Below are 22,904 nucleotides of genomic sequence, written 5' to 3' on the forward strand. Positions count from 1 at the left end.
CCGTAGCATCGGTGTCGTGACCCGGTTCCTCATCGGGCGGGTGCTCCTGCTCGTCGTCGGCCTGCTCGTGGCGAGCGTCATCATCTTCGCCACGCTCCGCGTGCTGCCCGGTGACGTCGCCCAGGTCGTCGCCGGCACGCAGTCGACCCCCGCGCAGGTGGAGCAGCTCCGGCAGCAGCTCGGACTCGACCGGCCCGTCGTGGTGCAGTACCTCGACTGGATCGGCGGGGTGTTCCGTGGTGACCTCGGCCGCTCGCTGGTGACGAACGGTGCCGTCGCACCGGAGATCGCGCAGAAGCTCGCGATCACCCTGCCGCTCGCCGCGATGTCCCTGGCGACCGCGCTGGTGATCGGTGTCCCGCTCGGGGTGGTCGCCGCGGTGCTCCGTCGCCGCCCGGGTGGTGCGGTGATCGGGTTCGCGGCGCAGGCCGTCGCCGCCGTGCCCGTGGTGTGGGCCGGCATGCTCCTCGTCGCCCTGTTCGCGGTGACGCTGCACTGGCTGCCGACGCAGGGCTTCCCGCTCGACGGCTGGTCCGAACCCGGGCGGGCGTTCGCGTCGCTCGTGCTGCCCGCGCTGACGATCGGTGCCGTCGAGGGCGCCGTGATCCTCCGGTTCACCCGCTCCGCCACGTTGTCCGTCCTCGACGCCGACCACCTTCGCACCGCCGCCGCCGTCGGACTCACCCGCACGCAGGCGCTGCTCCGCCACGGCCTGCCGAGCGTCGCCCTCACGGTGCTCGCCGTGCTCGGGGTGCAGATCGCCGGGCTGCTCGTCGGGGCCGTCGTCGTCGAGCAGCTGTTCTCGCTGCCCGGGGTCGGTCGGATGCTCGTGACCGACGTCGGCCGCCGCGACATCACGAAGGTGCAGTCGGAACTGCTCGTGCTCACCGGGCTCGTGCTGCTGGTCGGGTTCGCCGTCGACGTCGTGCACCGCACCCTCGACCCCCGACAGCGCGAGGTGCAGGGATGATCCGCCGTCTGGTGGCCCGCCCGACCGGGGTCTTCGCCGTCGTCGTGCTGGGCCTGTTGCTCGTGCTCGCCGCCGTGTCGCTCGTCTGGACACCGCAGAACCCGTTCCGCGCCGACCCGTTCCACCAGTGGGAGGGGCCGAGCGCCGCGCACTGGTTCGGCACCGACGCCGCCGGCCGCGACATCGCGAGCTACCTGCTCGCCGGCACCCGCACCACCGTACTCGTCGCCGTCGGCTCCGGGGTGATCGCGAGCGTCGTCGGGATCGTCCTCACCGCGATCGGTTCGCTCACCGCCCGCTGGGTGCGCGAGGGCACCGCGGTCCTGCTCGACATCCTGGTGGCGTTCCCGACCCTGCTCACCGCGATGCTCCTGACCGCGGTGTTCGGCGGGTCGCTCGGCGTCGTCATCGTCAGCGTCGGGCTGTCCTTCGGCGTGACGATCGCCCGCGTGGCCCGCGGCGAGATCCGGCGGATCGCCCGCAGCGACTACGTGACCGCGGCGCGGGCGTCCGGCGTCGGCGGTGCCGGGGTGCTCTTCCGCCACCTGGTGCCGAACGCGGCGCCGCTGTTCACCGTGCAGCTGTCGCTCGCGATGGCCACGGCCGTGCTCGCGGAGGCCGGGCTGTCCTACCTGGGCTACGGCGCCGGATCGGACACCGCGTCGTGGGGCAGCCTGCTGTCCGACCTGCAGACCTACATCGGCGTCCACCCGTGGAGTGCGACCTGGCCGGGAGCCGCCATCGCCCTCGTCGTCGCGGCACTGTCGTTGCTCGGCGACGCGGTGCGTGATGCCTCGGACCCGCGGCTGACGACGAGCGACCGGAGCGCCGACCCGGCGACGACCACGCCGGGGGTGACCGCATGACCGACCACGCCCCCGGCCCCACCGGCGCAGCCGGCACCACCCACGCCACCGCAACCTCCGGACTCGAGGTGCGCGGGTTGTCGGTCCGCATCACGGGGCGGACGATCCTCGACGACGTCACCTTCACCGTGCCTCCCGGCCAGCGCGTCGGCGTGATCGGCGCGAGCGGATCCGGCAAGTCGATGACCTCGCTCGCCCTGATGGGCCTGGAGCCCACCGGCGCCGTCGTGACCGGCAGCGTCCGCCTGGACGGCACCGAACTCGTCGGCCTGCCCGACCGTGAGCGCGCGCGACACCGTGGATCGGGCATCGCGATGGTGTTCCAGGAGCCGGGCACCGCGCTCGACCCGCTGCGGCGGGTCGGCGCGCAGATCGCGGAGCCGCTCCGGCTCCACCGCGGGCTCGACCGACGCGCGGCACGCGCGGCAGCCGTCGACCTGGCGGCGTCCGTGGGCCTGCCCGACCCGGAGTCGCTGCTGCGGCAGTACCCGCACCAGCTGTCCGGCGGACAGCGGCAGCGGATCTGCATCGCGATGGCGATGGCGGGCGAGCCGTCGTACCTGGTGGCCGACGAGCCGACCACGGCGCTCGACGTCACGACCGAGGCCCGCATCCTCGACCTGTTCGAGCGCCTGCCGGCGGGCATGGTGTTCGTCACCCACGACCTCGCCGTGCTCGCGCGCATCGCCGACACCGCCGTGGTGCTCGACGCCGGCCGGGTGGTCGAGCAGAGTCGCGTCGCGGACCTGCTCGCCGCACCGCGGCACCCCGCTACGGTCGCGCTCGTCGACGCCGCCCGCGCCACCGCCAGGAGGACCGCCCCGTGACCCTCCCCGTCCTCGAGGCCACCGGTCTCCACCGCACCTACCGACTCCCCCGCCGCGGCCCGTTCGAGCCCGGGCCGGTCCGCACCGCCGTCGACGGTGTCGACCTGACGGTCGCCCCCGGCGCACGGCTCGGCATCGTCGGCGAATCGGGATCCGGCAAGTCCACACTGGTCCGGCTGCTCGCAGGCCTGGAGGCCCCTTCCGCCGGCACCGTCGCCGCCTCCGGCCGTCCGGTGGTCGCGTCCCGGTCCGCGCGTGCGTTGCGCTGGTTCCGTCGCGAGACCGGGGTGGTGTTCCAGGACCCGTACGCGTCCCTCGACCCGCGGATGCGCGTCGGCGCGATCGTCGCCGAGCCGCTGCGGGCCCTGCAGGTCCCGGGCTCGCACGACGACCTGGTCCGTGCCGTGCTCGAGCGCGTCGACCTGCCCGCCGACACGGTCGACCGGTACCCGCACGAGTTCTCCGGCGGGCAACGGCAGCGGATCGCGATCGCCCGGGCTGTGGTGCACTCGCCGCGGATCCTGTTCGGCGACGAGCCGATGAGTGCCCTCGACGTGGTCGTCCGCGCACGGGTGATCGAGCTGTTCCGGTCGCTCGCCGACGACCTCGGGCTGACGCTCGTGCTGGTGTCGCACGACATCGGCGTCGTGCAGCGGCTGTGCGACACGGTCGCGGTGATGTCCGACGGCCGCATCGTCGAGCACGGGCCGGTGTCGCTCCTCGATGCGCCGCAGCATCCGGTGACGCGGGCATTGGTTGCGGCGGCGCCGACGCTGCCGTAGCGGGCGCGGGGCGGGCGGCGGGGCGGGCGGCGGGGGCGGGGCACGCGTGCTCACGTCGAACGACACCGTCGACGTCGTACGACACCGACATCGTCGCCCGCCCGCGCGTGCAACCGTTGCGGACGCGTTGGTGCGACAGGATCGCTGTCGTACGACGACGACTTCGTCGCACCGGTTCGACGCACCTGACGCACGAGCACGCCGCGCGCGTCGGGCGGGACCCTCGCGACGACCCGGCCCCGGGCCTCCCGTCAGGCGGTCCAGGCGGCCGGGTGCCGCCGCTGCCAGCGCAACCGGCGCTCGAGCTGCGCGCCGATCGCGAGCAGGACGCGTTCGCCGCCGGGGCGCCCGATCAGCTGCACGCCCATCGGCAGCCCGTCACCGTCGGGGTGGTCGTCGTCGGTCACACCGACCGGCAGGGTGATCGCGGGGAGCCCGGACACGTTCGCCATCGACGTCCACGGCGAGTAGGCGCACTGGCGGCGGAAGTCCTCGTCCGGGTCGTCGCCGTACCAGCCGATGGGCCGCGGCGTCATCGCGAGGGTCGGCGTGAGCACCGCGTCGAACCGGTCGAACGCGCCGATGAGCGTCGTCGAGAAGGCGTCGAGCGTCGACATCGCCTCGAGGACCTGCGTGCCGGAGAGCGCCTGTCCGCGCGCCACGAGCCACGCCACGAGCGGGGTCAGCGACGACAGGTCGATGCCGGGCACCTGCGGCAGGCGGGCGGCCGAGCTCTCCCACGCCACCCGGAACGCGCCGGCGTACGGCACGCGGGGCATCCGGACGTCCTCGACGCCGTGCCCGACCTCGCCGAGCACCCGCACGGCGGTCTCCACGGCGGCCCGGGCCGCGGGGTCGACGACCACATCGACGGTGTCGTCCCACGGCGAACCCTCGAGCACCCCGACGACGAACCGGCCCTCGCCGCGGACGGCCGCCGCGGTGAACGGCCCCTCGCCGACGTCGGGGGTGACGAGCGCGTAGGGCGACGGCTCGGGCAGCCCGGTCGGCGCGACCAGCGCGTCGAGGAGCATGCCCGCATCGGCGACGGACCGGGTGAGCGGCCCGGCCACGGACAGGCCACCGACGCCGGAGCGGCCGGGCATCGACGGCACGCGGCCGCGGCTCGGCTTCAGGCCGACGAGCCCGGTCGCCGCGGCGGGGATCCGCACCGATCCGCCGCCGTCCGACCCGACCGCGGCGGGCACGAGTCCGGCGGCGACGGCGACGGCCGCTCCGCTCGACGACCCGCCCGGCGCGCGCGCGGTGTCGTAGGGGTTCCGCGTCACGCCGAGCCGGGTCTCGGACGACGAGGACATGCCGAACTCCGGTGACGCGGTCTTGCCGAGGCTGACGGTGCCGGCCGCGTCGAGCGCGGCGACGAGCGAGTGGTCGGCCGACGCGGGACGCTCCGGCAGGCTCGCGGTGCCGTTCCGCGTGGGGACCCCGGCGCGGTCGTACAGGTCCTTGTCGGCGGACGGGAGGCCCCACAACGGTCTCGACGTCGGCACCAGGTGGCCGAGGCGATCGGCTCGGGCCCGGGCCGCGTCCGCGGTGACCGTCACGAAGGCGCCGAGTCCGGCGTCCAGGCGTTCCACGCGGGACAGGTAGTGCTCGGTGACCTCGAGGGCGGTCGCCTCGCCCCGGCGGATCCAGTCCCAGAGTTCCTGTGCGGAGAGGTGGTGGAGTTCGAACACGGCTCCGAGCCTAGGCGGCGGTGGCCCGTATCCTTCGACGGTGGACACCACTCTCCCCTCCGGCACGACGAAGCGCCGGATCGAACTCCGGCTCGTCCGGCCCCTGTTCGCCTGGTTCGCCCGGCCGACCGTCACCGTCGACGGGGTGGGACACCCGGCGCAGTGGGGCACCGGCACGTGGGCGGTGCCGGACGACGGCGACACGGTGATCGGCGTGTACCTGTTCAACCGCGCGTGGCGGTTCGGGGCGGCCTCGGTGTCGGTCGGCGGCGCGACGGCGCTCGAGTACCGGGGTGGCCTGCTGCCGGTGGGTGCGGGTCGGCTGGTACCCAGGGGCTGAGGGTCGCGCCCGGCCGGGCAGGGTCTGCTCGGGCGGCTACTCGAACATCTCGGCGAGGAGCGCGTGCGGGTCACCGTCGACCACGTGCGCCGATCGTCGCTCCGGCCAGTGCGTCGTGGCGTCGTCCGGCCAGCACGGCACGACGTGGAGGTGCAGGTGCGGCACGCTCTGACCGGCGTCCGGACCCGATGCCTGCAGCACGACGGTCCCGGTCGCGCCGAGGGCCCCCTTCATCGCGCGGGCGACACGCTGCGCCAGAGCCGTCGTGGCGGCGAGCGCCGCGGGTCCTGCACTGAGCAGGTCAGCCGTGTGCTCGACCGGCACGACCAGGGTGTGGCCCGGAGCGAGCGCCGAGTCGGGCAGGGGTGCGAAGGCGACGGCGTGCTCCTCGCGCTCGACCCACACGGCGGGTTGGTCACCGGCGATCACGGCACAGAAGACGCAGGAGTCCATCGGCCCAGTCTGCTGCACGTGGGGTGCCGCTCCCGCGTGGGACGATGGGCGCATGACCGCCACGCTCGTCGCCAAGGGCCTGTCCGGCGGGTACGCCGCTCGCACGCTGTTCGACTCCCTCGACCTGACGGTGGCGCCGGGCGACGTGATCGGGGTCGTCGGCGTGAACGGTGCCGGCAAGTCCACGCTGCTCCGGCTGCTGGCCGGGGTCGACGAGCCGCTGGCTGGCACGGTCTCCCTGGCCCCGACGGACGCGTTCGTGGGGTGGCTCCCCCAGGAGCACGAGCGCATCGCGGGCGAGACCGTCGCGGCGTGCCTCGGGCGGCGGACCGGCTGCACCGAGGCGACGGTGACGATGGACGCAGCGGCTGCGGCGCTCGGGGACCCCGATGCCGGCGACGCAGCAGCCGACCGGTACTCGGCGGCGCTCGACCGCTGGCTCGCCGCAGGGGCCGCGGACCTGGAGGACCGGATCCCGGCGGTGCTCGCCGACCTCGGCCTCGAACCCGGCACCGGCGACTCCGGAGCGGACGGCGTCGGCCCGGACTCCCTGATGACCGCGCTGTCCGGTGGGCAGGTCGCCCGCGTCGGGCTCGCCGCGCTGCTGCTGTCGCGGTTCGACATCGTCCTGCTCGACGAACCCACCAACGACCTCGACCTGGACGGCCTCGACCGGCTCGAGGCGTTCGTGCGCGGGCTGCGCGGCGGGGTGGTGCTCGTCAGCCACGACCGCGAGTTCCTGGCGCGCTCGGTGACCTCGGTGCTCGAGCTCGACCTGGCGCAGTCGTCGAACCGGCTGTTCGGCGGTGGGTACGACTCGTTCCTCGAGGAGCGGGAGATCGCCCGGCAGCACAAGCGTGACGCGTACGACGAGTTCGCGTCGACGAAGGCCGACCTGGTCTCGCGGGCACGGACGCAGCGCGAGTGGTCGAGCCAGGGTGTCCGGAACGCGATGAAGAAGAGCCCGGACAACGACAAGATCCGCCGTCGTGCCGCCTCGGAGTCGAGCGAGAAGCAGGCGCAGAAGGTCCGGCAGATGGAGTCCCGCATCGCCCGGCTCGACGAGGTCGAAGAGCCGCGCAAGGAGTGGCAGCTCGAGTTCACGATCGGCAGCGCACCCCGGTCGTCGGCCGTCGTCGCGACGCTGTCGAACGCCACGTTCACCCAGGGCGACTTCACCCTCGGCCCGGTCTCGCTGCAGGTCGACGGCGGTGACCGGATCGGCATCACCGGACCGAACGGCGCCGGCAAGTCCACCCTGCTGCGGGCGCTGCTCGGCAAGCAGGCGCCGACGACGGGCACGGCCTCGCTCGGGTCCAGCGTCGCGGTCGGCGAGGTCGACCAGGCGCGTGCGGCGTTCACCGGTGACCAGCCCCTGGCAGCGGCGTTCGAGGCGATCGTCCCCGAGTACACGACCGCCGACGTCCGGACGCTGCTCGCGAAGTTCGGGCTGAAGGCGGACCACGTCGGCCGACCGGCCTCGGCGCTCTCCCCCGGCGAGCGCACCCGGGCCGGACTCGCGCTGCTGCAGGCCCGCGGGGTGAACGTGCTCGTCCTCGACGAACCGACCAACCACCTGGACCTCACCGCGATCGAGCAGCTCGAGCAGGCACTGGAGTCCTACGACGGGACCCTGCTGCTCGTCACACACGACCGGCGCATGCTGGAGACCGTCCGACTCGACCGGCAGTGGCGGGTCGATGGCGGCACCGTCACCGAACGCTGACGGGTCTACCGAGGGGGGAAGCACCATGCGACGCAACACCTGGATCGCGACGACCGCCGGGGTGGTGGTGCTCGCCGTCGCCGCCGTCGTGGTGGGCGTGACCCTCGGGGCGCCGGCACCGGAGCCGACCCGTGCGGCCCGGGCCACGATGACACCGACCCCGAGCGCCACGCCGAAACCGAGGCCGACGCTCGCGGCCGTCCCCGCTGCACCGTCCGACGCGGCCCTGGCCGCGCTGCCGTTGGCGTTCCACGACGCCGTCGTGCCGCAGTTGCTCGACGGCGGGGACGTGGAGCCCGAGGACACGTGGCAGATCGCGACCCCGCGCACGCAGCTCGTCGCCCTGTACGCGAGCCCGTCGAGCCGCGCCCGGCCGGTGGCGACCCTGTCCCACCTGGTGTCGACGATCAACCGACCCGCGGCGACCGCGGTGTGGGGTCGCTCCCCCGGCAAGGACGGCGGGATGCTCCTGGTGTCGACGCCGTCCCGCAACCGCACCCCCGGTGACGGCGGCGACCCGGACGCCCCGAGCGCGACGTTCGCCTGGGCCCGGGCCGCCGACTTCACCGTGACGCGCACCGACCGGATGATCACGGTCGACGTCGCGGCGAGCACCGTGTCCGTCGTCACCCGGTCGGGCAAGGTCACCGCGACCGAGCCCGCGCGGCTCGGCACCCCGGAGGACCCGACACCGGCCGACACCGCCACCTACGTCGAGGCGGCGTACGTCGACACCCGCGTCGCGTACACGCAGGGCAACCCGATCATCCTGACCGGGGCGCACTCGTCCCGGATCCCGTCGTACGGCGGCAACGCTGCGCTCACCGCGTTGCACTACTACCCGGACCCGACCGGTAGTTCGCACGGCTGCGTCCGGATCTCGGCGGAGATGACGAAGACGCTCGCGGCGCTGCCCGTCGGCACCCCGATCCGGTTCAGCTGAGCACCGGCACCACCCGATCAGCTTCTCGGAGTCCGCACCAACCCGAGCCGTGCCACGACTTCGGCACTCTCCTCTTCCGGGGTGCGGTCGGCAGCGATCGTCACGTGGGCCTCGTCGGGCTGCGGCGGCTCGAGCGTGGCGAGCTGCGACTGCAGCAGCGACGTCGGCATGAAGTGCCCGGAACGCTGCGACATCCGCTCCTCGATGAGCGCACCGTCACCGGCCACGTGCACGAACACCACCCCGGGGGCCCGCAGCACGTCGCGGTACGAGCGCTTCAGGGCCGAGCAGGTCACGACGCCGTTCGTCCCGGCGGCCAGGTGTCCGCGGATCCAGTCGGCGACGACGTCGAGCCACGGCCAGCGATCTTCGTCGGTGAGCGGGGTGCCGGCGTGCATCTTGTCGACGTTCGCCGGCGGGTGCATCGCGTCGCCCTCGGCGAACTCCCACCCGACCTGCTCCGCCACCATGGCGGCGACGGTCGACTTGCCGGACCCGGAGACCCCCATCACGACCAGGACGCGGGCATCCAGCCCGGCGTCGGACGCACCGGCAGCAGCGGCCGCACCGAGGTCTGCGCCGCTCATCGGATGAACACCCCGGCCAGCAGGACCCCGAGCAGACCGAACACCGAGATGAGGCACTCGAGCACCGTCCACGTCTTGAACGTCTGCCCCACCGTGGTGCCGAGGTACCCCTTCACCAGCCAGAACCCGGCGTCGTTCACGTGCGACAGGAACACGGAGCCTGCACCGATCGCGAGCACGAGCAGCGACGTCATCGGCGTCGACAGGTCGGCGGCGATCGGCGCCATGATGCCGGCGGCGGTCACGGTGGCGACCGTGGCCGACCCGGTCGCCACGCGGACCAGGGCCGAGACGACCCAGGCGACGAGCAGCACCGAGACGCCGGAGTCCTTGACGGCGTCAGCGATCACGCCGCCGATGCCTGTGTCGATGAGCACCTGCTTGAAGCCACCGCCGGCACCGACGATGAGCAGCACCCCGGCGATCGGGGGCAGGGCGCTCTCGAGCGACTTCGACACCGCCGAGCGGTCCATGCCGCCGCCGATCGCGAAGAAGACCATCGCGTAGACGGCCGCGATGCCGATGGCGATCATCGGCGAGCCGAGGAAGTCGAGCAGGCTCACCCACGAGCCGGCGGCCTCGGGGGCGGTGGCCTCACGGATCGCCTGGGCGAGCATGAGCACGACCGGCAGCAGGATGCCGATCAGGGCGACGGTGAACGACGGGCTGCGCGGCTCGCTGATCACGCGCGTGAAGTCGCTCTTGCCGTTGGGTAGGGACGCGGTGTCCTGCGTGGCGGGGCCGCGCCGGGCCTCCCGTCCGGGGTGTGCCGGGTCGTCGGCGAAGGCGGCGGACCCGGAATCCGACCCCGAACCCGGGCCGGCGGTGGCGACCGCCCCGCGCGACCCGAACATGTCCGGGACGGGGATGTCGACCCAGCGGGCCGCGAACCGGGCGAAGAGCGGCCCGGCCAGGATGATCACCGGGATCGCCAGCACGATGCCGAAGGCGAGCGTGGTGCCGAGGTTCGCACCGACGGTGGAGATCGCGACGAGCGGGCCGGGGTGCGGCGGGACGAAGGCGTGCATCGTCGACAGTCCGACCAGGGCGGGCACGGCGATCTTCATGATCGGCACCTCGCTCCGCTTGGCGACCAGCACGATGATCGGGATGAGCAGGACGAGGCCGACCTCGAAGAACATCGGCAGCCCGATGAGCGCACCGATCAGGGCCATCGTCCACGGCAGCGCCGCCTTCGACGACTTCCGCACCAGGGTGTCCACGACGCGGTCCGCTGCGCCGGAGTCGACGAGCATCTTGCCGAACATCGCCCCGAGCCCGACGAGGATGCCGACGCTCGTCATGGTCGCGCCGAAGCCGTCACCGAAGCTGGTGACCGCCTTGTCGGGAGCGAGCCCCGCGCCGATGCCGACGCCGAGTGCGCCGATCGTGAGCGCGATGAACGGGTGCACCTTCAGCCAGGTGATGAGCGCGATGATCACCACGATGCCGACGAGCGCCGCGATGATCAGCTGCGGGATCGAACCGGACGGGTCGACCGTCTCGGTGGTGCCACCCGCGGCGAGCAGGTGGTCCGGGAGAGCGTGAGGCATCAGCGCCCCTTCCTGGAGTCGCTGCTGCGCGGCTCCGTCGCCTTAGTGTCGAGGGTGGACTGGCGCGACGAACGCCGACCCTTAATAATCTGATTAATCAGACTATACGACGTCGTCCCGCGCGCCAACCGCCCGTCCCCGGAGTCTGCCGCTTCGATGGGACCGGCGTCACGACGACCGCGTGACCCGTACTGCACGGAGGAAACGATGCCCACCGCACGCGGACTGCACGCCCACGTGCTCGACACCCTGGGCCAGCGGATCGTCGACGGCGACCTGGCCACGGGTTCCGTCGTGCGACCCGAACTGGTCGCCGACGAGTTCGGGGTGTCCCGCTCCGTCGTCCGCGAGGCCCTGCGCGTCCTGCAGTCCCTCGGCCTGGTCGAGCCCCGGCAGCGGGTCGGCACGCTCGTCCGCGACATCACCGCGTGGGAGCTGCTCGCCCCCACCGTGATCCGGTGGCGCGGTACCTCACCGGCGTACTTCGTGCAGCAGCGGGAGCTCGTCGAACTCCGGCTCGGCGTCGAACCGGTCGCGGCGTCCCTGACCGCCGGCTCCGCGGGCGCGGACGCCGTGCTCGCCGCCGCCGAGGACATGCTCGACGCCTGCGGACGCGAGGACAGCCGCGCCTACCTGGAGGCCGACGTCCGCTTCCACCGTGCACTGCTCACCGGGTCGGGGAACGCCGTGTTCGCGCACTTCGCCGGCACCGTCGAGGCGCTCCTCCGCACCCGCACGTCGGAGTCACGCGACCCCATCACGCGCTGGACGCGCGAGGCGGCACTCCGGCACCAGGCGGTCGGGCGCGCAGCGGTCGACGGTGACGCGGACGCCGCCGCGGCGGCGGCCACCGCGCTGCTCCGCGTGACGCGGGACGAGTTCATCACCGAGGCGCCGGCGGGCTGACGCGACCGGGCGACGGCCTGGAGGCGCATGCCGGGGCCGCCACGGGCCTCCCGTCCGCCCCGCGGCCGCGTCTCGAGCGTGACGCGCGTCGACCGCGTCGGCTCCGTCAGCGTCGTCGCGCGAACAGTCGCGGGCCGCGCAGGCGGAGCCGCATCGTGACCGTGCCGAGCCAGCGGTCGTACTTGTAGCCGACCTTGCCCATCCGGCCCACTTCCTCGAAGCCGAGCCGCTCGTGCAGCCGGATCGACGCCTCGGCCTGCCGGTCCGCGATGACGGCGACGACCTCGCGCACGCCGGCCGACCGGCACTCGTCGAGCAGCGCCTCCATCAGCGCACGACCGAGTCCCTTGCCACCGGACGCGGCGCCGAGGTAGATCGAGTCCTCGACGACGTGGTTCGAGCGGTCCCGCGGGTTCCACGCGTCGACCAAGGCGTAGCCGAGGATCTGCCCGGCGGGGTTCTCCGCCACCAGGAACGGCAGGCGGCGCTTCCGGATGTCGTCGTAGCGCTTCTTCCACGCGGCGTACGTGAACGCCGCCGGGTCGAAGGTCACCGACGAGTTGCGGACGTAGTGCGTGTGGATCTCGCGCACGTGGGGCAGGTCCCCCACCTCGGCCGCACGGATGCGGTACTCGAAGGCCGTCTCGGTCGCCGCCGGGGCACGCAGGTGTCGCGGCAGGACCCGCCGTCGCTGGTATTCCTCCTCGAGCACGTGCCGAGCCTACTGAGCGGGCAGCGTCCAGTCGACGGGCGGTGCGCCCTGCGACTCGAGCAGCGCGTTCACCTGCGAGAACGGGCGGCTGCCGAAGAACCCGCGCGACGCGCTGAGCGGGCTCGGGTGGGCCGACGCGACGACCGGGGTGTCGCCGAGGAGCGGTCGCACCGAACCGGCCTGGGCGCCCCAGAGCACGGCGACGAGCGGGGTGCCACGGGCGACCAGGGCGCGGACGGCCTGGTCGGTCACCGACTCCCAGCCCTTGCCGCGGTGGCTGCCCGCCTCGCCCGCCTGCACGGTGAGCACCCGGTTGAGCAGCAGGACGCCCTGGTCGGACCACGCACGCAGGTCGCCGTGCGGCGGGGGCGTCACCCCGAGGTCGTCGGCGAGCTCGCGGTAGATGTTCGCCAGGCTCCGCGGCACCGGACGCACGGCCGGGTCGACGGCGAAGGACAGACCGATCGGGTGGCCGGGCGTCGGGTACGGGTCCTGCCCGACGACCAGCACCGTGACGGCGTCGAACGGGCTCGTGAACGCGCGCAGGACGTCGCCGCCCGCGGGCAGGTAGTGGCGACCGGCCGCGGTCTCGTCGCGGAGCCACGCGCCGATCCGGTGCACGTCGGGCTCGACCGGCGCGAGGGCATCGGCCCAGCCGGGGTCGACCAGGTCGGCGAGTGGCCGTGGTTCCACGTCGGCTACGCGCCCATGGTGGCGACGGCCACCGACTCCTCGCCGGCCATCACGCGCCAGACGCTGCCGGTCCCGCGGACCTCGAGCGCGCCCTCGCCGACGACGAGCGTGGTGTCCTCGTCGATCGCGAGTCCGGCGGTGACGAACTCGGCCTCGGCGCTGGCGATGAGCCGCGCGAGCGTGCCGGCCTGCACCGCGTGCACGTCGATGGTCAGGTCGACCAGGCCGAGGCCCTCGCGGAGCTCGACCTCGTCCAGCCCCTCGGACGCCGCCTCGGGGCAGATCTCGACGCCGCCGATGCGCCAGCCGCCCACCAGGGCACGGTCGGCGGCGATCATCGCACCGGCCGAGTAGCCGAGGTAGGGCAGACCGTCGGAGACGAGCAGCCGGAGCTGGTCGACGAGCGGGGCGATCGCCGCCAGGTAGTCGGGGGTGACGCCGCCACCGATCACCAGGGCGTCGACGTCGCTCAGGACGGTGGTGTCGAAGACCTGACCGGCCGCGACCTCGGTGACGAGCACCTCGGCCGTGCGCGGGCCGCCGAGGACCTCGGCGATGTCGGCCGTCGACGACGGGCTGCCGCCGTCCGGGCCCGCCACGGACAGCAGGGCGATGCGCGGGACGCTCCGGCCGACCGCCGCCGAACGGGCGGTCGCCTCGGCGAGGAACGGCGCTGCGGCGTCCGAGGCGGCGAAGAGACCGCCGCCGACCAGGTGGATGCTCACGACTCGGCCGTCACGGGGGCGAGGGCGCTCCACGGGAACGTGATCCAGCCGTCGACCCGGCGCCACACGTGGTCGGGCTCGAGGACGGTGCCGGGCTTCGAGTACAGGCAGGCGCTCCGGACGTCGGCACCGGCGTTCCGGATGATGTCGACGACCAGGCGCAGGGTGCGGCCGGAGTCCGACACGTCGTCGACGACGAGGACCCGCTTGCCGGCCAGGCTCGGGGCGTCGAGGGCGGGGGCGAGCACGACCGGCTCCTCCAGCCGCTGCTCGACGTCGGTGTAGAACTCGACGTTGATCGAGCCGCACTCCTTGGTGCCGAGGGCGTACGCCACGGCGCCGGCGATGATCAGTCCGCCGCGGGCGACGGCGACGACGACCTCGGGCTCGAAGCCGCTGGACAGGACGTCCTTGGCGAGCAGGCGTGCGGCGTCACCGAACTCGAGCCAGCCGAGTACCTCGGGCCCGCTCGTCACGGTCACGGTGGACGGAGCCGCGGGCTCGGGTTCGCTGCTGATCGGCATCCGACCACGGTACCGGCAGGGAGCCCGCGCCCGCGACCCGCGGCAGCAGCCCGGGCGCTGCGCGGGTCCTGCGCGGGTCGGCTCAGCGGGGCGTCAGCGGGCCGCGCGCCAGCTTGTGCTGCGCCGACTGCGCCACCGGCCGGATCGTCACGAGGTCGAGGTTCACGTGTGCCGGCAGCTCCACCGCGTGCACGATCGCCTCGGCGACGTCGTCGGCCACGAGCGGCTCCGGCACGTCGTCGTACACCGCGGCGGCCTTCTGCTCGTCGCCGCGGAACCGGGTGAGCGCGAACTCGTCGGTCTTCACCATGCCCGGCGCGATCTCGACGACACGGATCGGCTCGCCGTTCAGCTCGAGCCGGAGCGCGCCGACCAGGGCGTGCTCGGCGAACTTCGCCGCGTTGTAGCCGCCACCGTTCTCGTACGCGACGAACCCGGCGGTGCTGGTCACCGTGACGATGTCCGCTCCCCCGGACTCCCGAGCGCGGTCGCGCAGGTGCGGCAGCAGCGCCGAGACGACCCGCTTCGTGCCGATCACGTTGACCTCGAACATGGCGCGCCAGTCGTCGACGTCGGACTCCTCGACGCTCGCCGAACCGAACGCCCCACCCGCGTTGTTCACGAGCACGTCGGCGCCGCCGAGGTCCGCGACCCGCGCGGCGAGCGCCGCCACGTCGTCGGCGTCCGTGATGTCGGCGACCAGGGTGTCGGCCCCGGTCTCCGCGGCGAGCGCCTCGAGCTTCGCGGCGCGACGGGCCACGGCGAGCACGTCCCAGCCCCGCGACCGGAACAGCCGGACGGTGGCCGCCCCGATGCCCGAGCTCGCTCCGGTGACGACTGCGCGCCGTGCTGCCATGTGATCTGCCTCCTGCGTCGGTGACCGGGGCACGTGGTTGCCCGGTCCGCCCACCGTACCGAGCGGGACGGTTCCGGCACCGCACCGGGCCGTCCAGATCACGATCCGGTAACGTGACCAGCGATGACGACGGATGCCGCCCCTCCCGCCCCCTCGGCCCCGGCGACGCAGCTCGAGCCCGGTCGAGCCCCGCGCCGGATCCCGATGTGGGACACCGCGCGGTTCGTCGCGGTCACGCTCGTGGTCATCGGCCACGCGATCCAGCGGCAGACGCCGGCGAGCGAACACGCCCTGGCGCTCTACACGTTCATCTACGCGTTCCACATGCCGGCGTTCGGCGTGATCAGCGGGTACTTCTCGTCGGCGGACACCCCGACGGCGAAGCGCATGCGCCGGACGATCACGGACATCGTCGTGCCGTACATCATCATGCAGACGATCTGGACCGTGGTGCAGGGCATCGTCGAGGGCGGCAAGGACTTCAACCCGACGCAGCCGACGTGGACCCTGTGGTTCCTGCTGGCCCTGGGCATCTTCAAGCTGATCCTGCCGTACCTGGCGCAGCTGCGGTGGCCGCTGTTCTGGGCGGTCGTGTTCAGCATCGGCGTCGGCTACTTCGACAACGTCGACTCCACGCTCTCGCTGTCCCGCGCGATCAGCCTGCTGCCGTTCTTCCTGCTCGGGTGGCAGGTCAAGCAGTGGGGTGTCTTCGACCGCTGGTACGAGGCGTCCCGCCGCACCGTCGTCCGGGTGCGGATCGCCGCCGTCGTGGTGTTCGCCGCGTGGGCGGTGTCCTGCGCGGTCTGGATCCCGCAGTTCAAGGAGTTCGACCTGCACCACTGGTTCTTCTACGACGACTCGTACTCGGGGCTCGGCGAGGACGCCTGGTGGGCGGGTGCGGTGCGCTTCGGCCTGATGCTGCTCGCGACCCTGCTGACGGCGTCGTTCCTGGTGCTCATCCCCCGTCGGAACATCTGGATCACCCAGTTCGGCGCGGCGACGATGTACGTCTACCTCCTCCACACGTTCGTGCTCTACCCGATCCGGGAGTCCGGCGTCCTGGCCGGCGAGCACTCGGCCTGGCCGTTCGTGCTCCTGATGGTCGTCATCGCGTGCGCCGTCAGCCTCTTCCTGGCGCAGCCCTTCGTGCGGCGCGGGATGCGGTGGCTGCTCGAGCCCAAGGTCGACTGGCTGTTCCGCCGCGACGGGTGAGGGCCGTCCACGAACGGTGCGAGGTTCCGTCCGTGGTGCAGGGGGCGCAGGCTCGCACCGAGTCCGCAACCTCGCACCACAGGTGACCTCGCACGGTGCGACCCAGCGTCGCGCTCCGCGGACGGGAGGCCCGGGGCGCGTCGGGCGCGCGCGTTACGTCCCGAGGCGGGTGCGGTGGTGCGGGCCCGGCCACCTGCGTACCGTGACACCCGACGCACAGCCGCGCCGCGCCTCCAGGCCGAGCGCAGGGCGACCCGACGACCAGCCGCACCGGACAGGAGCACCAAGATGACCGAGCACGACGCCGCGCAGTGGCAGTTCGAGACCACCCAGGTCCACGCCGGCGCACAGCCGGACCCGACCACCGGGGCCCGAGCGACGCCGATCTACAAGACGACCTCGTACGTCTTCGCGAACTCGGACGAAGCGCGCGACCTGTTCGCGCTCGCCAAGCCGGGCAACATCTACTCCCGGATCATGAACCCGACGAACGACGTCGTCGAGCAGCGGATCGCCGCGCTCGAGGGCGGGTCCGGGGCCCTGCTCGTCGCGTCCGGCCAGGCTGCCGAGACCTACGCGGTGCTGAACATCGCGGGGGCGGGTGACCACATCGTGTCGTCGTCGTCGATCTACGGCGGCACGTACAACCTGTTCAAGTACACGCTGGCGAAGCTCGGCATCGAGACGACGTTCGTCGAGGACCAGGACGACCTCGAGGAGTGGCGCCGCGCCGTCCGCCCGAACACGAAGCTGTTCTTCGCCGAGACCATCGGGAACCCGAAGATCAACGTCCTCGACATCACGGGCGTCAGCGACGTCGCCCACGAGTCCGGCGTCCCGCTGATCGTCGACAACACGATCGCGACGCCGTACCTGATCCGTCCGTTCGAGCACGGCGCGGACATCGTGGTGCACTCGGCCACGAAGTTCCTCGGCGGCCACGGCACGGTCATCGGCGGGATCATCGTCGACGGCGGGAAGTTCGCCTGGTCGCAGCACGCCGACCGGTTCCCGGAGTTCAACACGCCCGACCCGTCGTACCACGGCGCGGTCTTCGCCGAGGCCGTCGGCAACGAGCTCGCGTACATCGTGAAGGCCCGGGTGCAGCTGCTCCGCGACCTCGGTGCGTCGAACTCGGCGGACACGGCGTTCGCGCTGCTGCAGGGCATCGAGACCCTGTCGCTCCGCATCGAGCGGCACGTCTCCAACGCGCAGGAGATCGCGGAGTGGCTCGACCAGCACCCCGACGTCGCCACCGTCGCCTACGCCGGGCTGCCGACGTCGCCCTGGTACGCGGCCGCGAACCGGTACGCGCCGAAGGGCGTCGGCGCCGTGCTGTCGTTCGAGCTCAAGGGCGGGGTCACCGCGGGCAAGGCGTTCGTCGACAACCTGCAGCTGTTCTCGCACCTGGCGAACATCGGCGACGTCCGCTCGCTCGTCATCCACCCGGCGTCGACCACGCACTCGCAGCTCACCCCCGAGCAGCAGCTCACCACCGGGGTGACGCCCGGCCTGGTGCGCCTGTCGGTCGGCATCGAGAACATCGCCGACCTGAAGGCCGACCTCGAGGCCGGGCTCGCCGCGGCCCGGGCGATCGCGCAGGAGAGCCAGCGCGCGTAGCGTTCGCCCGTCCGGGGGCACCGACTCGGAACGACAAGGTCGACGTCGCACGACGTCGACCTTGTCGTTTGCCCGCCCGTGCAACAGTTGCCGACGCGGCGGTGCGACTTCCTCGATGTCGTACGACGTCGACGTTGTCGCACCCGCCCACGCACCAACCCGCAGATGCCCGGACCCGCCCGACGCGCCCACGGCCCGGACACCCGGCCACGCGCCGGGCGTGACGTAACACGGCGGCGGCGACCCGCGCCTCCCGGCAGACTGGACGCACGATGGACTGGCAGACGACCCCCGAGGACTCCGTGCCGTCCACCCTGGTGCCCGGCACCGAACTCGGCACCCTCGGCAAGCCGCCCGTGACCGGTGCCTGGCGTCCTGGTGACCACCCGGGTGCACGCCACTTCGAGTCGCTCGGCGAGCAATGGGTGCGCGGCGGCCGCCTGCCGTCCGTGCGCGTGGCCTACGAGACGTGGGGCACGCTCAACGCCGCCCGCGACAACGCGGTGCTCGTCCTGCACGCCCTGACCGGGGACTCGCACGTGACCGGTGCCGCCGGCCCGGGCCACCGCACCGCCGGCTGGTGGGGCGACGTCGTCGGCCCCGGCCGGGCGATCGACACCGACCGGTGGTTCGTCATCGCGCCGAACATGCTCGGCGGCTGCCAGGGCACCACCGGGCCGTCGTCGGTGTCGCCGACGGGCGCGGAGTGGGGCTCGCGGTTCCCGTTCGTGACGGTGCGCGACCAGGTCGAGGTGCAGGCGCAGCTCGCCGACCGGCTCGGCATCGAGACCTTCGCGGCCGTCGTCGGCGGGTCGATGGGCGGCATGCACGCCCTCGAGTTCGCGGTCTCGCACCCGGCGCGCGTGCAGCGGCTGGCGGTCCTTGCGTCGACGGCGCAGACCACCGCCGACCAGATCGCGGCGAACTCGCTGCAGCGGGCGGCGATCCAGATGGACCCGGCGTTCGCCGGCGGCGACTACTTCGAGGCCGAGGCCGGCGAGGGACCGCACCGGGGGCTGTCGCTGGCCCGGCGGATGGCGCTCATGACCTACCGCGCGTCGGACGAGCTGAACAGCCGCTTTGCGCGGTCCTGGCAGAGCGACGTCTCCCCGCTCGGCGACGACGGCCGGTTCTCGGTGGAGAGCTACCTCGACTTCCACGGCAACAAGTTCACGCGGCGGTTCGACGCCTCGAGCTACGTGACCCTGACGTACGCGATGGACTCGCACGACGTGGGCGCCGGGCGCGGCGGGGTGTCGGCGGCACTCGGGTTGGTGACCGCGCGGACACTGGTCGTGGGCATCTCGAGCGACCGACTGTTCCCCGTCGAGGACCAGCACCGGATCGCCGCGGGCGTGCCGGACGCGCTCGACGGGGACTCCGCCGCGGTGATCGAGAGCGAGTTCGGACACGACGGGTTCCTCATCGAGCACGAGCAGGTCGGGGCGCACCTGCGGCGGTTGCTCGGCTCCTGAGCGGGCCCGCCTGCCACCACGGCGCGCCGAAGACCCCCCTACGGGTGGCGCGCGTGGAATGATGGCGTGGAGCTCGGCACTGACCGACGCTCGGTTTCCCGCACCGCCCAGATCGTCACCAACCAGGACATCGATGGACTTCATCGCACAGGAACGCGACCGCTTGCTGCGGTCGGCGACCCGTGTCGTGGGCATCGTCTGCGCGCTCGTCAGCGTCGTGGGCATCCTCTCCGCCGCCGCCGTGCCCACGCTGCCCCTCATCGGCGCACTCCTCTGCATCGCCGCGATGATCACCGCGCTCGTGTGCTTCGGCCGCGGCGGTGAAGTGTGGTGGACCGCCGCCATCGTCGTCGCCGGGCTCGCCACGATGGTGCTGCTCTTCACCGGCGTCGACGACTCGGCGAGGCCCCTCGTCGCCAGCGCCGTCATGCCCCTGGCCGCAGGCGGGCTCTCGGCACCGCTGATGGCCCAGCGCGGGCACCCGGTCGGTCTCGGCATCACGATCGCCGGGGGCGGCGCCGTGGTGGTGCTCATGGTCTGGGGCTCGGGCTCGCTCCTGTCGACCCCGGTCAGCGGCGCACTGCTCGGGTGGATCCTGATGGCCGTCGTGGCGATCTGGATCTCACGCAGCATCCCCCGCGTCGCCCGTCGCATCTACAGCATCGGCACCGCCCACCGCGCCGAACGGCAGGCCAGCGAGACCGAGGCGCAGCGCCGCCAGGGTGCCCGCCTGCTGCACGACACGGTGCTCGCGACCCTGACGCTGCTGGCGCACTCCGGCGTCGGCGTCTCCGAGCAGGCGATGCGCGAGCAGGCCGCCGAGGACGCCCGACTGCTGCGGCACCTGCGCCTCGGTGCGACCCCGCAGCCCTCGCAGTCCGGTGACTACTCGCTCACCCGCGAAGAGGAATCGCCGCTCGGACAGACCCTCGAGTCGGTCAAGCAGCGCTTCGGCCGGATGGGGCTCGAGGTCAGCTGGCACGGCACCGGGCAGGTCCTGCTGCCGTCGAACGTGCTCGACGCGTTCCTGCTCGCGCTCGGCGAGTGCCTCGAGAACGTCCGTCGGCACGCCGGCGTCGGCGAGGCCCACGTCACGATCGTCCACGACAACGAGGTCGTCCGCGCGATGGTCACCGACTCCGGCGTCGGCTTCGACCTCACCACCGTCAGCGCCGAACGACTCGGCTTCAAGGAGAGCGTCGTGAACCGGCTGCGCGAGGTCGGCGGCGACGCCAAGCTCTTCTCCGCGCCGGGATCCGGCACCACCGTCGTCCTGGAGGCACCGCGATGACCCGGGTCCCCGAGGACACCATCGGCCGCAGCCTGCCCGGCGAGACCGCTCCACCAGCACCCCGGACCCGCCGCGAGGCGCGCGAGCGGTACCGCACGAGCGAACGGCGCCAGGCCCGAGGGCTCCCGTCGACGTCGACCGGTGCCCGGTCGCTGCGCCAGGCCGCCAAGCCCGGCGCGTCGCTCGGTGCCGGGTACCTCGGCCTCGGCGCCGCGGTCCTCACCGCGATCGAGGCCGTCGCCGGCATCGCGTTCTTCCTGGTGCGCTGGAACGAGTACTCCGACCCGTGGTTGCCCGCGGTCGCCTGGGGGCTCTACGTCGTCGCCGCCGTCGGGGTCGGACTCAGCGTCCTGACCTACGGCGAACGGCTGACGGGTCCGGCCTTCGCGTTGATCTGCGTCGTGCTGGCGTGCGTGGTCACGCTCGACTTCATCGGCATCTGGCCCGAGCACGACATCGCGCACACCGCGACCGCGTCGATGGCCGCCGGGTTCGCCCTGCTGCCGATCGCCACGCTCCGACCCGCCCGCGAGGTCGCAGCCGCCATCGGTGCGCTCGGCATCGCGTTCATCGTGATGGCCGTCGTGTCGACGCCGATCACGCACGACACCATGCCCGGCATCGTGTCCCTGCTGTCGCTCGTCGTGGTGCCGCCGTCGCTCGCGCTGTACGTCGTGCAGCGGTTCCGCCAGCTCGTGCAGCGCGAACTCGACCGGGTGCTCGTGCAGAGCAACGTGCAGGCGCCGCAGTTCGCCGTCGGCATGCTCGCCTCGGACGAGCTCGCCCGGCTCGACCTGGCCGCCGAGAAGCTGCTCGACGCCGTCGCCAACGGCACCGACCCGCTGCCGCTGTCCGACGCCTCGAGCTCCGTCGCCGCGTCGCTCGCCACCGAGCTCCGCCTGCACCTGATCGAGGGCCGTCGCGAGACCTGGCTCTACCACGCGATCACCGAGTCCGACCACCTCGGTCGCTCGGTGAGCGTCGCCGACCCGACCGCCCTGGCGGGGCACCTCTCCCCCACGCAGCGCGACGGGCTGCTGCAGGCGATCTGGCAGATGGTCGGCGACGGCCGCACCGCGCAGCCCGGCATGCCCGTCGTCTCCGTCACCCTCGGCCCGATCGGCTCCGACGGTCACCCGGTCAGCGACGACACGATGGACGTCCCCGTCGTCATCGAGTCCCGCGGGGTGCCCCGTCGCAGCCTCGGCCCGACGGCGTGGAGCGCCCTGCAGCGCATCGGCCCGTACACCGAGACCGTCCGTGACGGCGCGCTGCACATCGTCGCGCACTGCGTCGTGAACCGACATCCGTCGATGTAGCCGCCGGACACCCGCACGCCTGACCGACTTCCGGCCCGCATCCTCCTAGGATCGGCCGAGCAATCCGCACCGAGAAAGGACGCCAGCATGGCGACTCCAGAGGAACCGATCCGACTCGCACTGGTCGACGACCACAGGATGCTCCTCGGCGCGCTCACGGAGTGGATCCGGAACGCGGCCGACGACATCACCCTGGTGGCCGCCGTCACGACCTGGCCCGAGCTCCTGACGAGCCCGGCGTTCCCGGTCGACGTGGTGCTGCTGGACCTGGACCTCAAGGACTCCATCCCGGTGTCGCTGAAGATCTCGACGCTCAAGACCGCGGGCGTCAAGACCGTCGTGATGAGCACGTACTCGGAGCCGAACGTCGTGCGCGAGGCCCTCGGCGCCGGCGCCCTCGGGTACCTCGTCAAGAGCGAGGACGCCGACATGATCGTCGAGGCGATCCGCTCCGCCCAGCGCGGCGAGCAGTACGTCTCGGCCGAGCTCGACCTCGCCATCAACAGCGGCGACGTCGGCGGTGTCCCGAAGCTCAGCGCCCAGGAGCGTCGCGTGATGGCGCTGTACGGCGGTGGCGAGCCCGTCAAGAGCGTCGCCTACCAGCTCGGCATCTCCGAGGAGACCGCGAAGAGCTACCTCAAGCGCATCCGCGAGAAGTACCGCGTCGCCGGCTTCGACGTGGGCACGAAGGTCGCGCTGCGGAAGCGTGCGATCACCGACGGCATCATCGTGCAGGACGGCAGCCCCCTGGGCCTGTAGCGCGCGCTGCGCGTTGCGCGTTGCGCTTCGTGAGCAGCAATGGTCGGGTCCCGTCACGGGACCCGACC

The 22,904-nt window shown here is 72.9% G+C and carries 23 protein-coding genes; 14 read left to right on the forward strand and 9 right to left on the reverse strand.

From position 1 onward, the window contains the following. Positions 1 to 16: 16 nt before the first annotated feature. Genes DEI96_RS10600 through DEI96_RS10615 form a run of 4 tightly spaced genes read left to right on the forward strand, consistent with a single transcriptional unit; the run spans position 17 to position 3,445 of the window. Positions 17 to 970, forward strand: a complete 954-nt coding sequence (locus DEI96_RS10600) for an ABC transporter permease (RefSeq protein WP_071404591.1) — start codon at positions 17 to 19, stop codon at positions 968 to 970. Further along, positions 967 to 1,836 carry an ABC transporter permease gene (locus DEI96_RS10605; RefSeq protein WP_111024544.1) on the forward strand — a complete coding sequence of 290 codons (870 nt, stop codon included), beginning with the start codon at positions 967 to 969 and terminating at the stop codon, positions 1,834 to 1,836. The genes DEI96_RS10600 and DEI96_RS10605 overlap by 4 nt, the downstream gene beginning before the upstream one ends. Next, complete coding sequence (locus DEI96_RS10610; RefSeq protein ID WP_111024545.1) at positions 1,833 to 2,663, forward strand: ABC transporter ATP-binding protein; 831 nt, start codon at positions 1,833 to 1,835, stop codon at positions 2,661 to 2,663. The genes DEI96_RS10605 and DEI96_RS10610 overlap by 4 nt, the downstream gene beginning before the upstream one ends. Then, positions 2,660 to 3,445: an ABC transporter ATP-binding protein gene (locus DEI96_RS10615; RefSeq protein ID WP_111024546.1), complete on the forward strand. Its 786-nt coding sequence runs from the start codon at positions 2,660 to 2,662 to the stop codon at positions 3,443 to 3,445. The genes DEI96_RS10610 and DEI96_RS10615 overlap by 4 nt, the downstream gene beginning before the upstream one ends. 251 nt (positions 3,446 to 3,696) lie before the next feature. On the opposite strand, the gene DEI96_RS10620 is transcribed toward DEI96_RS10615, so the two are convergent. After that, a complete protein-coding gene (locus DEI96_RS10620) occupies positions 3,697 to 5,142 on the reverse strand; it encodes an amidase (protein ID WP_111024837.1) in 1,446 nt (481 codons plus the stop codon). 40 nt (positions 5,143 to 5,182) lie between these two features. Here DEI96_RS10620 and DEI96_RS10625 point away from each other — a divergent pair, with 40 nt between their 5' ends. Continuing rightward, positions 5,183 to 5,482, forward strand: a complete 300-nt coding sequence (locus DEI96_RS10625; RefSeq protein WP_110864030.1) for a hypothetical protein — start codon at positions 5,183 to 5,185, stop codon at positions 5,480 to 5,482. Positions 5,483 to 5,518: 36 nt separating this feature from the next. Here the strand turns inward: DEI96_RS10625 and DEI96_RS10630 are convergent, their stop codons facing one another. Further along, the gene (locus DEI96_RS10630) at positions 5,519 to 5,935 is read right to left on the reverse strand and encodes an HIT family protein (RefSeq protein WP_111024836.1); all 417 of its coding nucleotides are present in this window, start codon (positions 5,933 to 5,935) and stop codon (positions 5,519 to 5,521) included. Positions 5,936 to 5,987: 52 nt separating this feature from the next. Here DEI96_RS10630 and DEI96_RS10635 point away from each other — a divergent pair, with 52 nt between their 5' ends. Beyond that, the gene (locus DEI96_RS10635) at positions 5,988 to 7,661 is read left to right on the forward strand and encodes an ABC-F family ATP-binding cassette domain-containing protein (RefSeq protein ID WP_111024835.1); all 1,674 of its coding nucleotides are present in this window, start codon (positions 5,988 to 5,990) and stop codon (positions 7,659 to 7,661) included. A 25-nt stretch (positions 7,662 to 7,686) separates the two neighbouring features. After that, positions 7,687 to 8,604, forward strand: a complete 918-nt coding sequence (locus DEI96_RS10640; RefSeq protein WP_111024834.1) for a L,D-transpeptidase — start codon at positions 7,687 to 7,689, stop codon at positions 8,602 to 8,604. A gap of 17 nt (positions 8,605 to 8,621) precedes the next feature. Here the strand turns inward: DEI96_RS10640 and DEI96_RS10645 are convergent, their stop codons facing one another. Both DEI96_RS10645 and DEI96_RS10650 read right to left on the reverse strand, forming a co-directional pair. Continuing rightward, positions 8,622 to 9,191: a gluconokinase gene (locus DEI96_RS10645; RefSeq protein ID WP_111024833.1), complete on the reverse strand. Its 570-nt coding sequence runs from the start codon at positions 9,189 to 9,191 to the stop codon at positions 8,622 to 8,624. Further along, positions 9,188 to 10,744: a GntP family permease gene (locus DEI96_RS10650; RefSeq protein ID WP_111024832.1), complete on the reverse strand. Its 1,557-nt coding sequence runs from the start codon at positions 10,742 to 10,744 to the stop codon at positions 9,188 to 9,190. The genes DEI96_RS10645 and DEI96_RS10650 overlap by 4 nt, the downstream gene beginning before the upstream one ends. A gap of 207 nt (positions 10,745 to 10,951) precedes the next feature. On the opposite strand from DEI96_RS10650, the gene DEI96_RS10655 reads away from it, so the two are divergent. After that, positions 10,952 to 11,650, forward strand: coding sequence for a FadR/GntR family transcriptional regulator (locus tag DEI96_RS10655; protein WP_071404579.1), 699 nt, complete (start codon positions 10,952 to 10,954; stop codon positions 11,648 to 11,650). 106 nt (positions 11,651 to 11,756) lie between these two features. On the opposite strand, the gene DEI96_RS10660 is transcribed toward DEI96_RS10655, so the two are convergent. From DEI96_RS10660 to DEI96_RS10680, 5 genes are all read right to left on the reverse strand, one after another. Continuing rightward, positions 11,757 to 12,362 carry a GNAT family N-acetyltransferase gene (locus tag DEI96_RS10660; protein WP_027465815.1) on the reverse strand — a complete coding sequence of 202 codons (606 nt, stop codon included), beginning with the start codon at positions 12,360 to 12,362 and terminating at the stop codon, positions 11,757 to 11,759. A gap of 9 nt (positions 12,363 to 12,371) precedes the next feature. Further along, positions 12,372 to 13,055, reverse strand: a complete 684-nt coding sequence (locus DEI96_RS10665) for a uracil-DNA glycosylase (RefSeq protein WP_111024831.1) — start codon at positions 13,053 to 13,055, stop codon at positions 12,372 to 12,374. Between the two features lie 5 nt (positions 13,056 to 13,060). Next, the gene (locus tag DEI96_RS10670; RefSeq protein WP_111024830.1) at positions 13,061 to 13,780 is read right to left on the reverse strand and encodes a Type 1 glutamine amidotransferase-like domain-containing protein; all 720 of its coding nucleotides are present in this window, start codon (positions 13,778 to 13,780) and stop codon (positions 13,061 to 13,063) included. Next, complete coding sequence (locus DEI96_RS10675; RefSeq protein WP_051596753.1) at positions 13,777 to 14,304, reverse strand: phosphoribosyltransferase; 528 nt, start codon at positions 14,302 to 14,304, stop codon at positions 13,777 to 13,779. The genes DEI96_RS10670 and DEI96_RS10675 overlap by 4 nt, the downstream gene beginning before the upstream one ends. A gap of 82 nt (positions 14,305 to 14,386) precedes the next feature. Next, complete coding sequence (locus DEI96_RS10680; protein ID WP_111024829.1) at positions 14,387 to 15,160, reverse strand: SDR family oxidoreductase; 774 nt, start codon at positions 15,158 to 15,160, stop codon at positions 14,387 to 14,389. Positions 15,161 to 15,283: 123 nt separating this feature from the next. Between DEI96_RS10680 and DEI96_RS10685 the strand changes: the two genes are divergently transcribed. The 6 genes from DEI96_RS10685 to DEI96_RS10710 all read left to right on the forward strand — a co-directional run bounded on the left by DEI96_RS10685 (position 15,284) and on the right by DEI96_RS10710 (position 22,836). Continuing rightward, positions 15,284 to 16,372: an acyltransferase family protein gene (locus tag DEI96_RS10685; protein WP_111024828.1), complete on the forward strand. Its 1,089-nt coding sequence runs from the start codon at positions 15,284 to 15,286 to the stop codon at positions 16,370 to 16,372. 288 nt (positions 16,373 to 16,660) lie between these two features. After that, a complete protein-coding gene (locus DEI96_RS10690; protein WP_071404574.1) occupies positions 16,661 to 17,992 on the forward strand; it encodes a bifunctional o-acetylhomoserine/o-acetylserine sulfhydrylase in 1,332 nt (443 codons plus the stop codon). A 272-nt stretch (positions 17,993 to 18,264) separates the two neighbouring features. Next, positions 18,265 to 19,467: a homoserine O-acetyltransferase MetX gene (gene metX / locus DEI96_RS10695; RefSeq protein WP_111024827.1), complete on the forward strand. Its 1,203-nt coding sequence runs from the start codon at positions 18,265 to 18,267 to the stop codon at positions 19,465 to 19,467. Positions 19,468 to 19,600: 133 nt separating this feature from the next. Further along, positions 19,601 to 20,758, forward strand: a complete 1,158-nt coding sequence (locus DEI96_RS10700) for a sensor histidine kinase (RefSeq protein ID WP_111024826.1) — start codon at positions 19,601 to 19,603, stop codon at positions 20,756 to 20,758. After that, positions 20,755 to 22,077: a hypothetical protein gene (locus tag DEI96_RS10705; protein ID WP_111024825.1), complete on the forward strand. Its 1,323-nt coding sequence runs from the start codon at positions 20,755 to 20,757 to the stop codon at positions 22,075 to 22,077. The genes DEI96_RS10700 and DEI96_RS10705 overlap by 4 nt, the downstream gene beginning before the upstream one ends. Positions 22,078 to 22,164: 87 nt before the next feature. Continuing rightward, positions 22,165 to 22,836: a response regulator transcription factor gene (locus DEI96_RS10710; protein WP_017888182.1), complete on the forward strand. Its 672-nt coding sequence runs from the start codon at positions 22,165 to 22,167 to the stop codon at positions 22,834 to 22,836. Positions 22,837 to 22,904: the final 68 nt, after the last annotated feature.

The sequence above is a fragment of the Curtobacterium sp. MCLR17_031 genome (assembly GCF_003234775.2).
GTDB lineage: Bacteria > Actinomycetota > Actinomycetes > Actinomycetales > Microbacteriaceae > Curtobacterium > Curtobacterium flaccumfaciens.

Coding starts and splice junctions, on each gene's coding strand:
- DEI96_RS10605 (WP_111024544.1), top strand. CDS start 967: ATGATCCGCCGTCTGGTGGCCCGCCCGACCGGGGTCTTCGCCGTCGTC.
- DEI96_RS10610 (WP_111024545.1), top strand. CDS start 1,833: ATGACCGACCACGCCCCCGGCCCCACCGGCGCAGCCGGCACCACCCAC.
- DEI96_RS10630 (WP_111024836.1), bottom strand. CDS start 5,935: ATGGACTCCTGCGTCTTCTGTGCCGTGATCGCCGGTGACCAACCCGCC.
- DEI96_RS10635 (WP_111024835.1), top strand. CDS start 5,988: ATGACCGCCACGCTCGTCGCCAAGGGCCTGTCCGGCGGGTACGCCGCT.
- DEI96_RS10640 (WP_111024834.1), top strand. CDS start 7,687: ATGCGACGCAACACCTGGATCGCGACGACCGCCGGGGTGGTGGTGCTC.
- DEI96_RS10645 (WP_111024833.1), bottom strand. CDS start 9,191: ATGAGCGGCGCAGACCTCGGTGCGGCCGCTGCTGCCGGTGCGTCCGAC.
- DEI96_RS10650 (WP_111024832.1), bottom strand. CDS start 10,744: ATGCCTCACGCTCTCCCGGACCACCTGCTCGCCGCGGGTGGCACCACC.
- DEI96_RS10655 (WP_071404579.1), top strand. CDS start 10,952: ATGCCCACCGCACGCGGACTGCACGCCCACGTGCTCGACACCCTGGGC.
- DEI96_RS10675 (WP_051596753.1), bottom strand. CDS start 14,304: ATGCCGATCAGCAGCGAACCCGAGCCCGCGGCTCCGTCCACCGTGACC.
- DEI96_RS10680 (WP_111024829.1), bottom strand. CDS start 15,160: ATGGCAGCACGGCGCGCAGTCGTCACCGGAGCGAGCTCGGGCATCGGG.
- DEI96_RS10685 (WP_111024828.1), top strand. CDS start 15,284: ATGACGACGGATGCCGCCCCTCCCGCCCCCTCGGCCCCGGCGACGCAG.
- DEI96_RS10690 (WP_071404574.1), top strand. CDS start 16,661: ATGACCGAGCACGACGCCGCGCAGTGGCAGTTCGAGACCACCCAGGTC.
- metX (WP_111024827.1), top strand. CDS start 18,265: ATGGACTGGCAGACGACCCCCGAGGACTCCGTGCCGTCCACCCTGGTG.
- DEI96_RS10700 (WP_111024826.1), top strand. CDS start 19,601: ATGGACTTCATCGCACAGGAACGCGACCGCTTGCTGCGGTCGGCGACC.
- DEI96_RS10705 (WP_111024825.1), top strand. CDS start 20,755: ATGACCCGGGTCCCCGAGGACACCATCGGCCGCAGCCTGCCCGGCGAG.
- DEI96_RS10710 (WP_017888182.1), top strand. CDS start 22,165: ATGGCGACTCCAGAGGAACCGATCCGACTCGCACTGGTCGACGACCAC.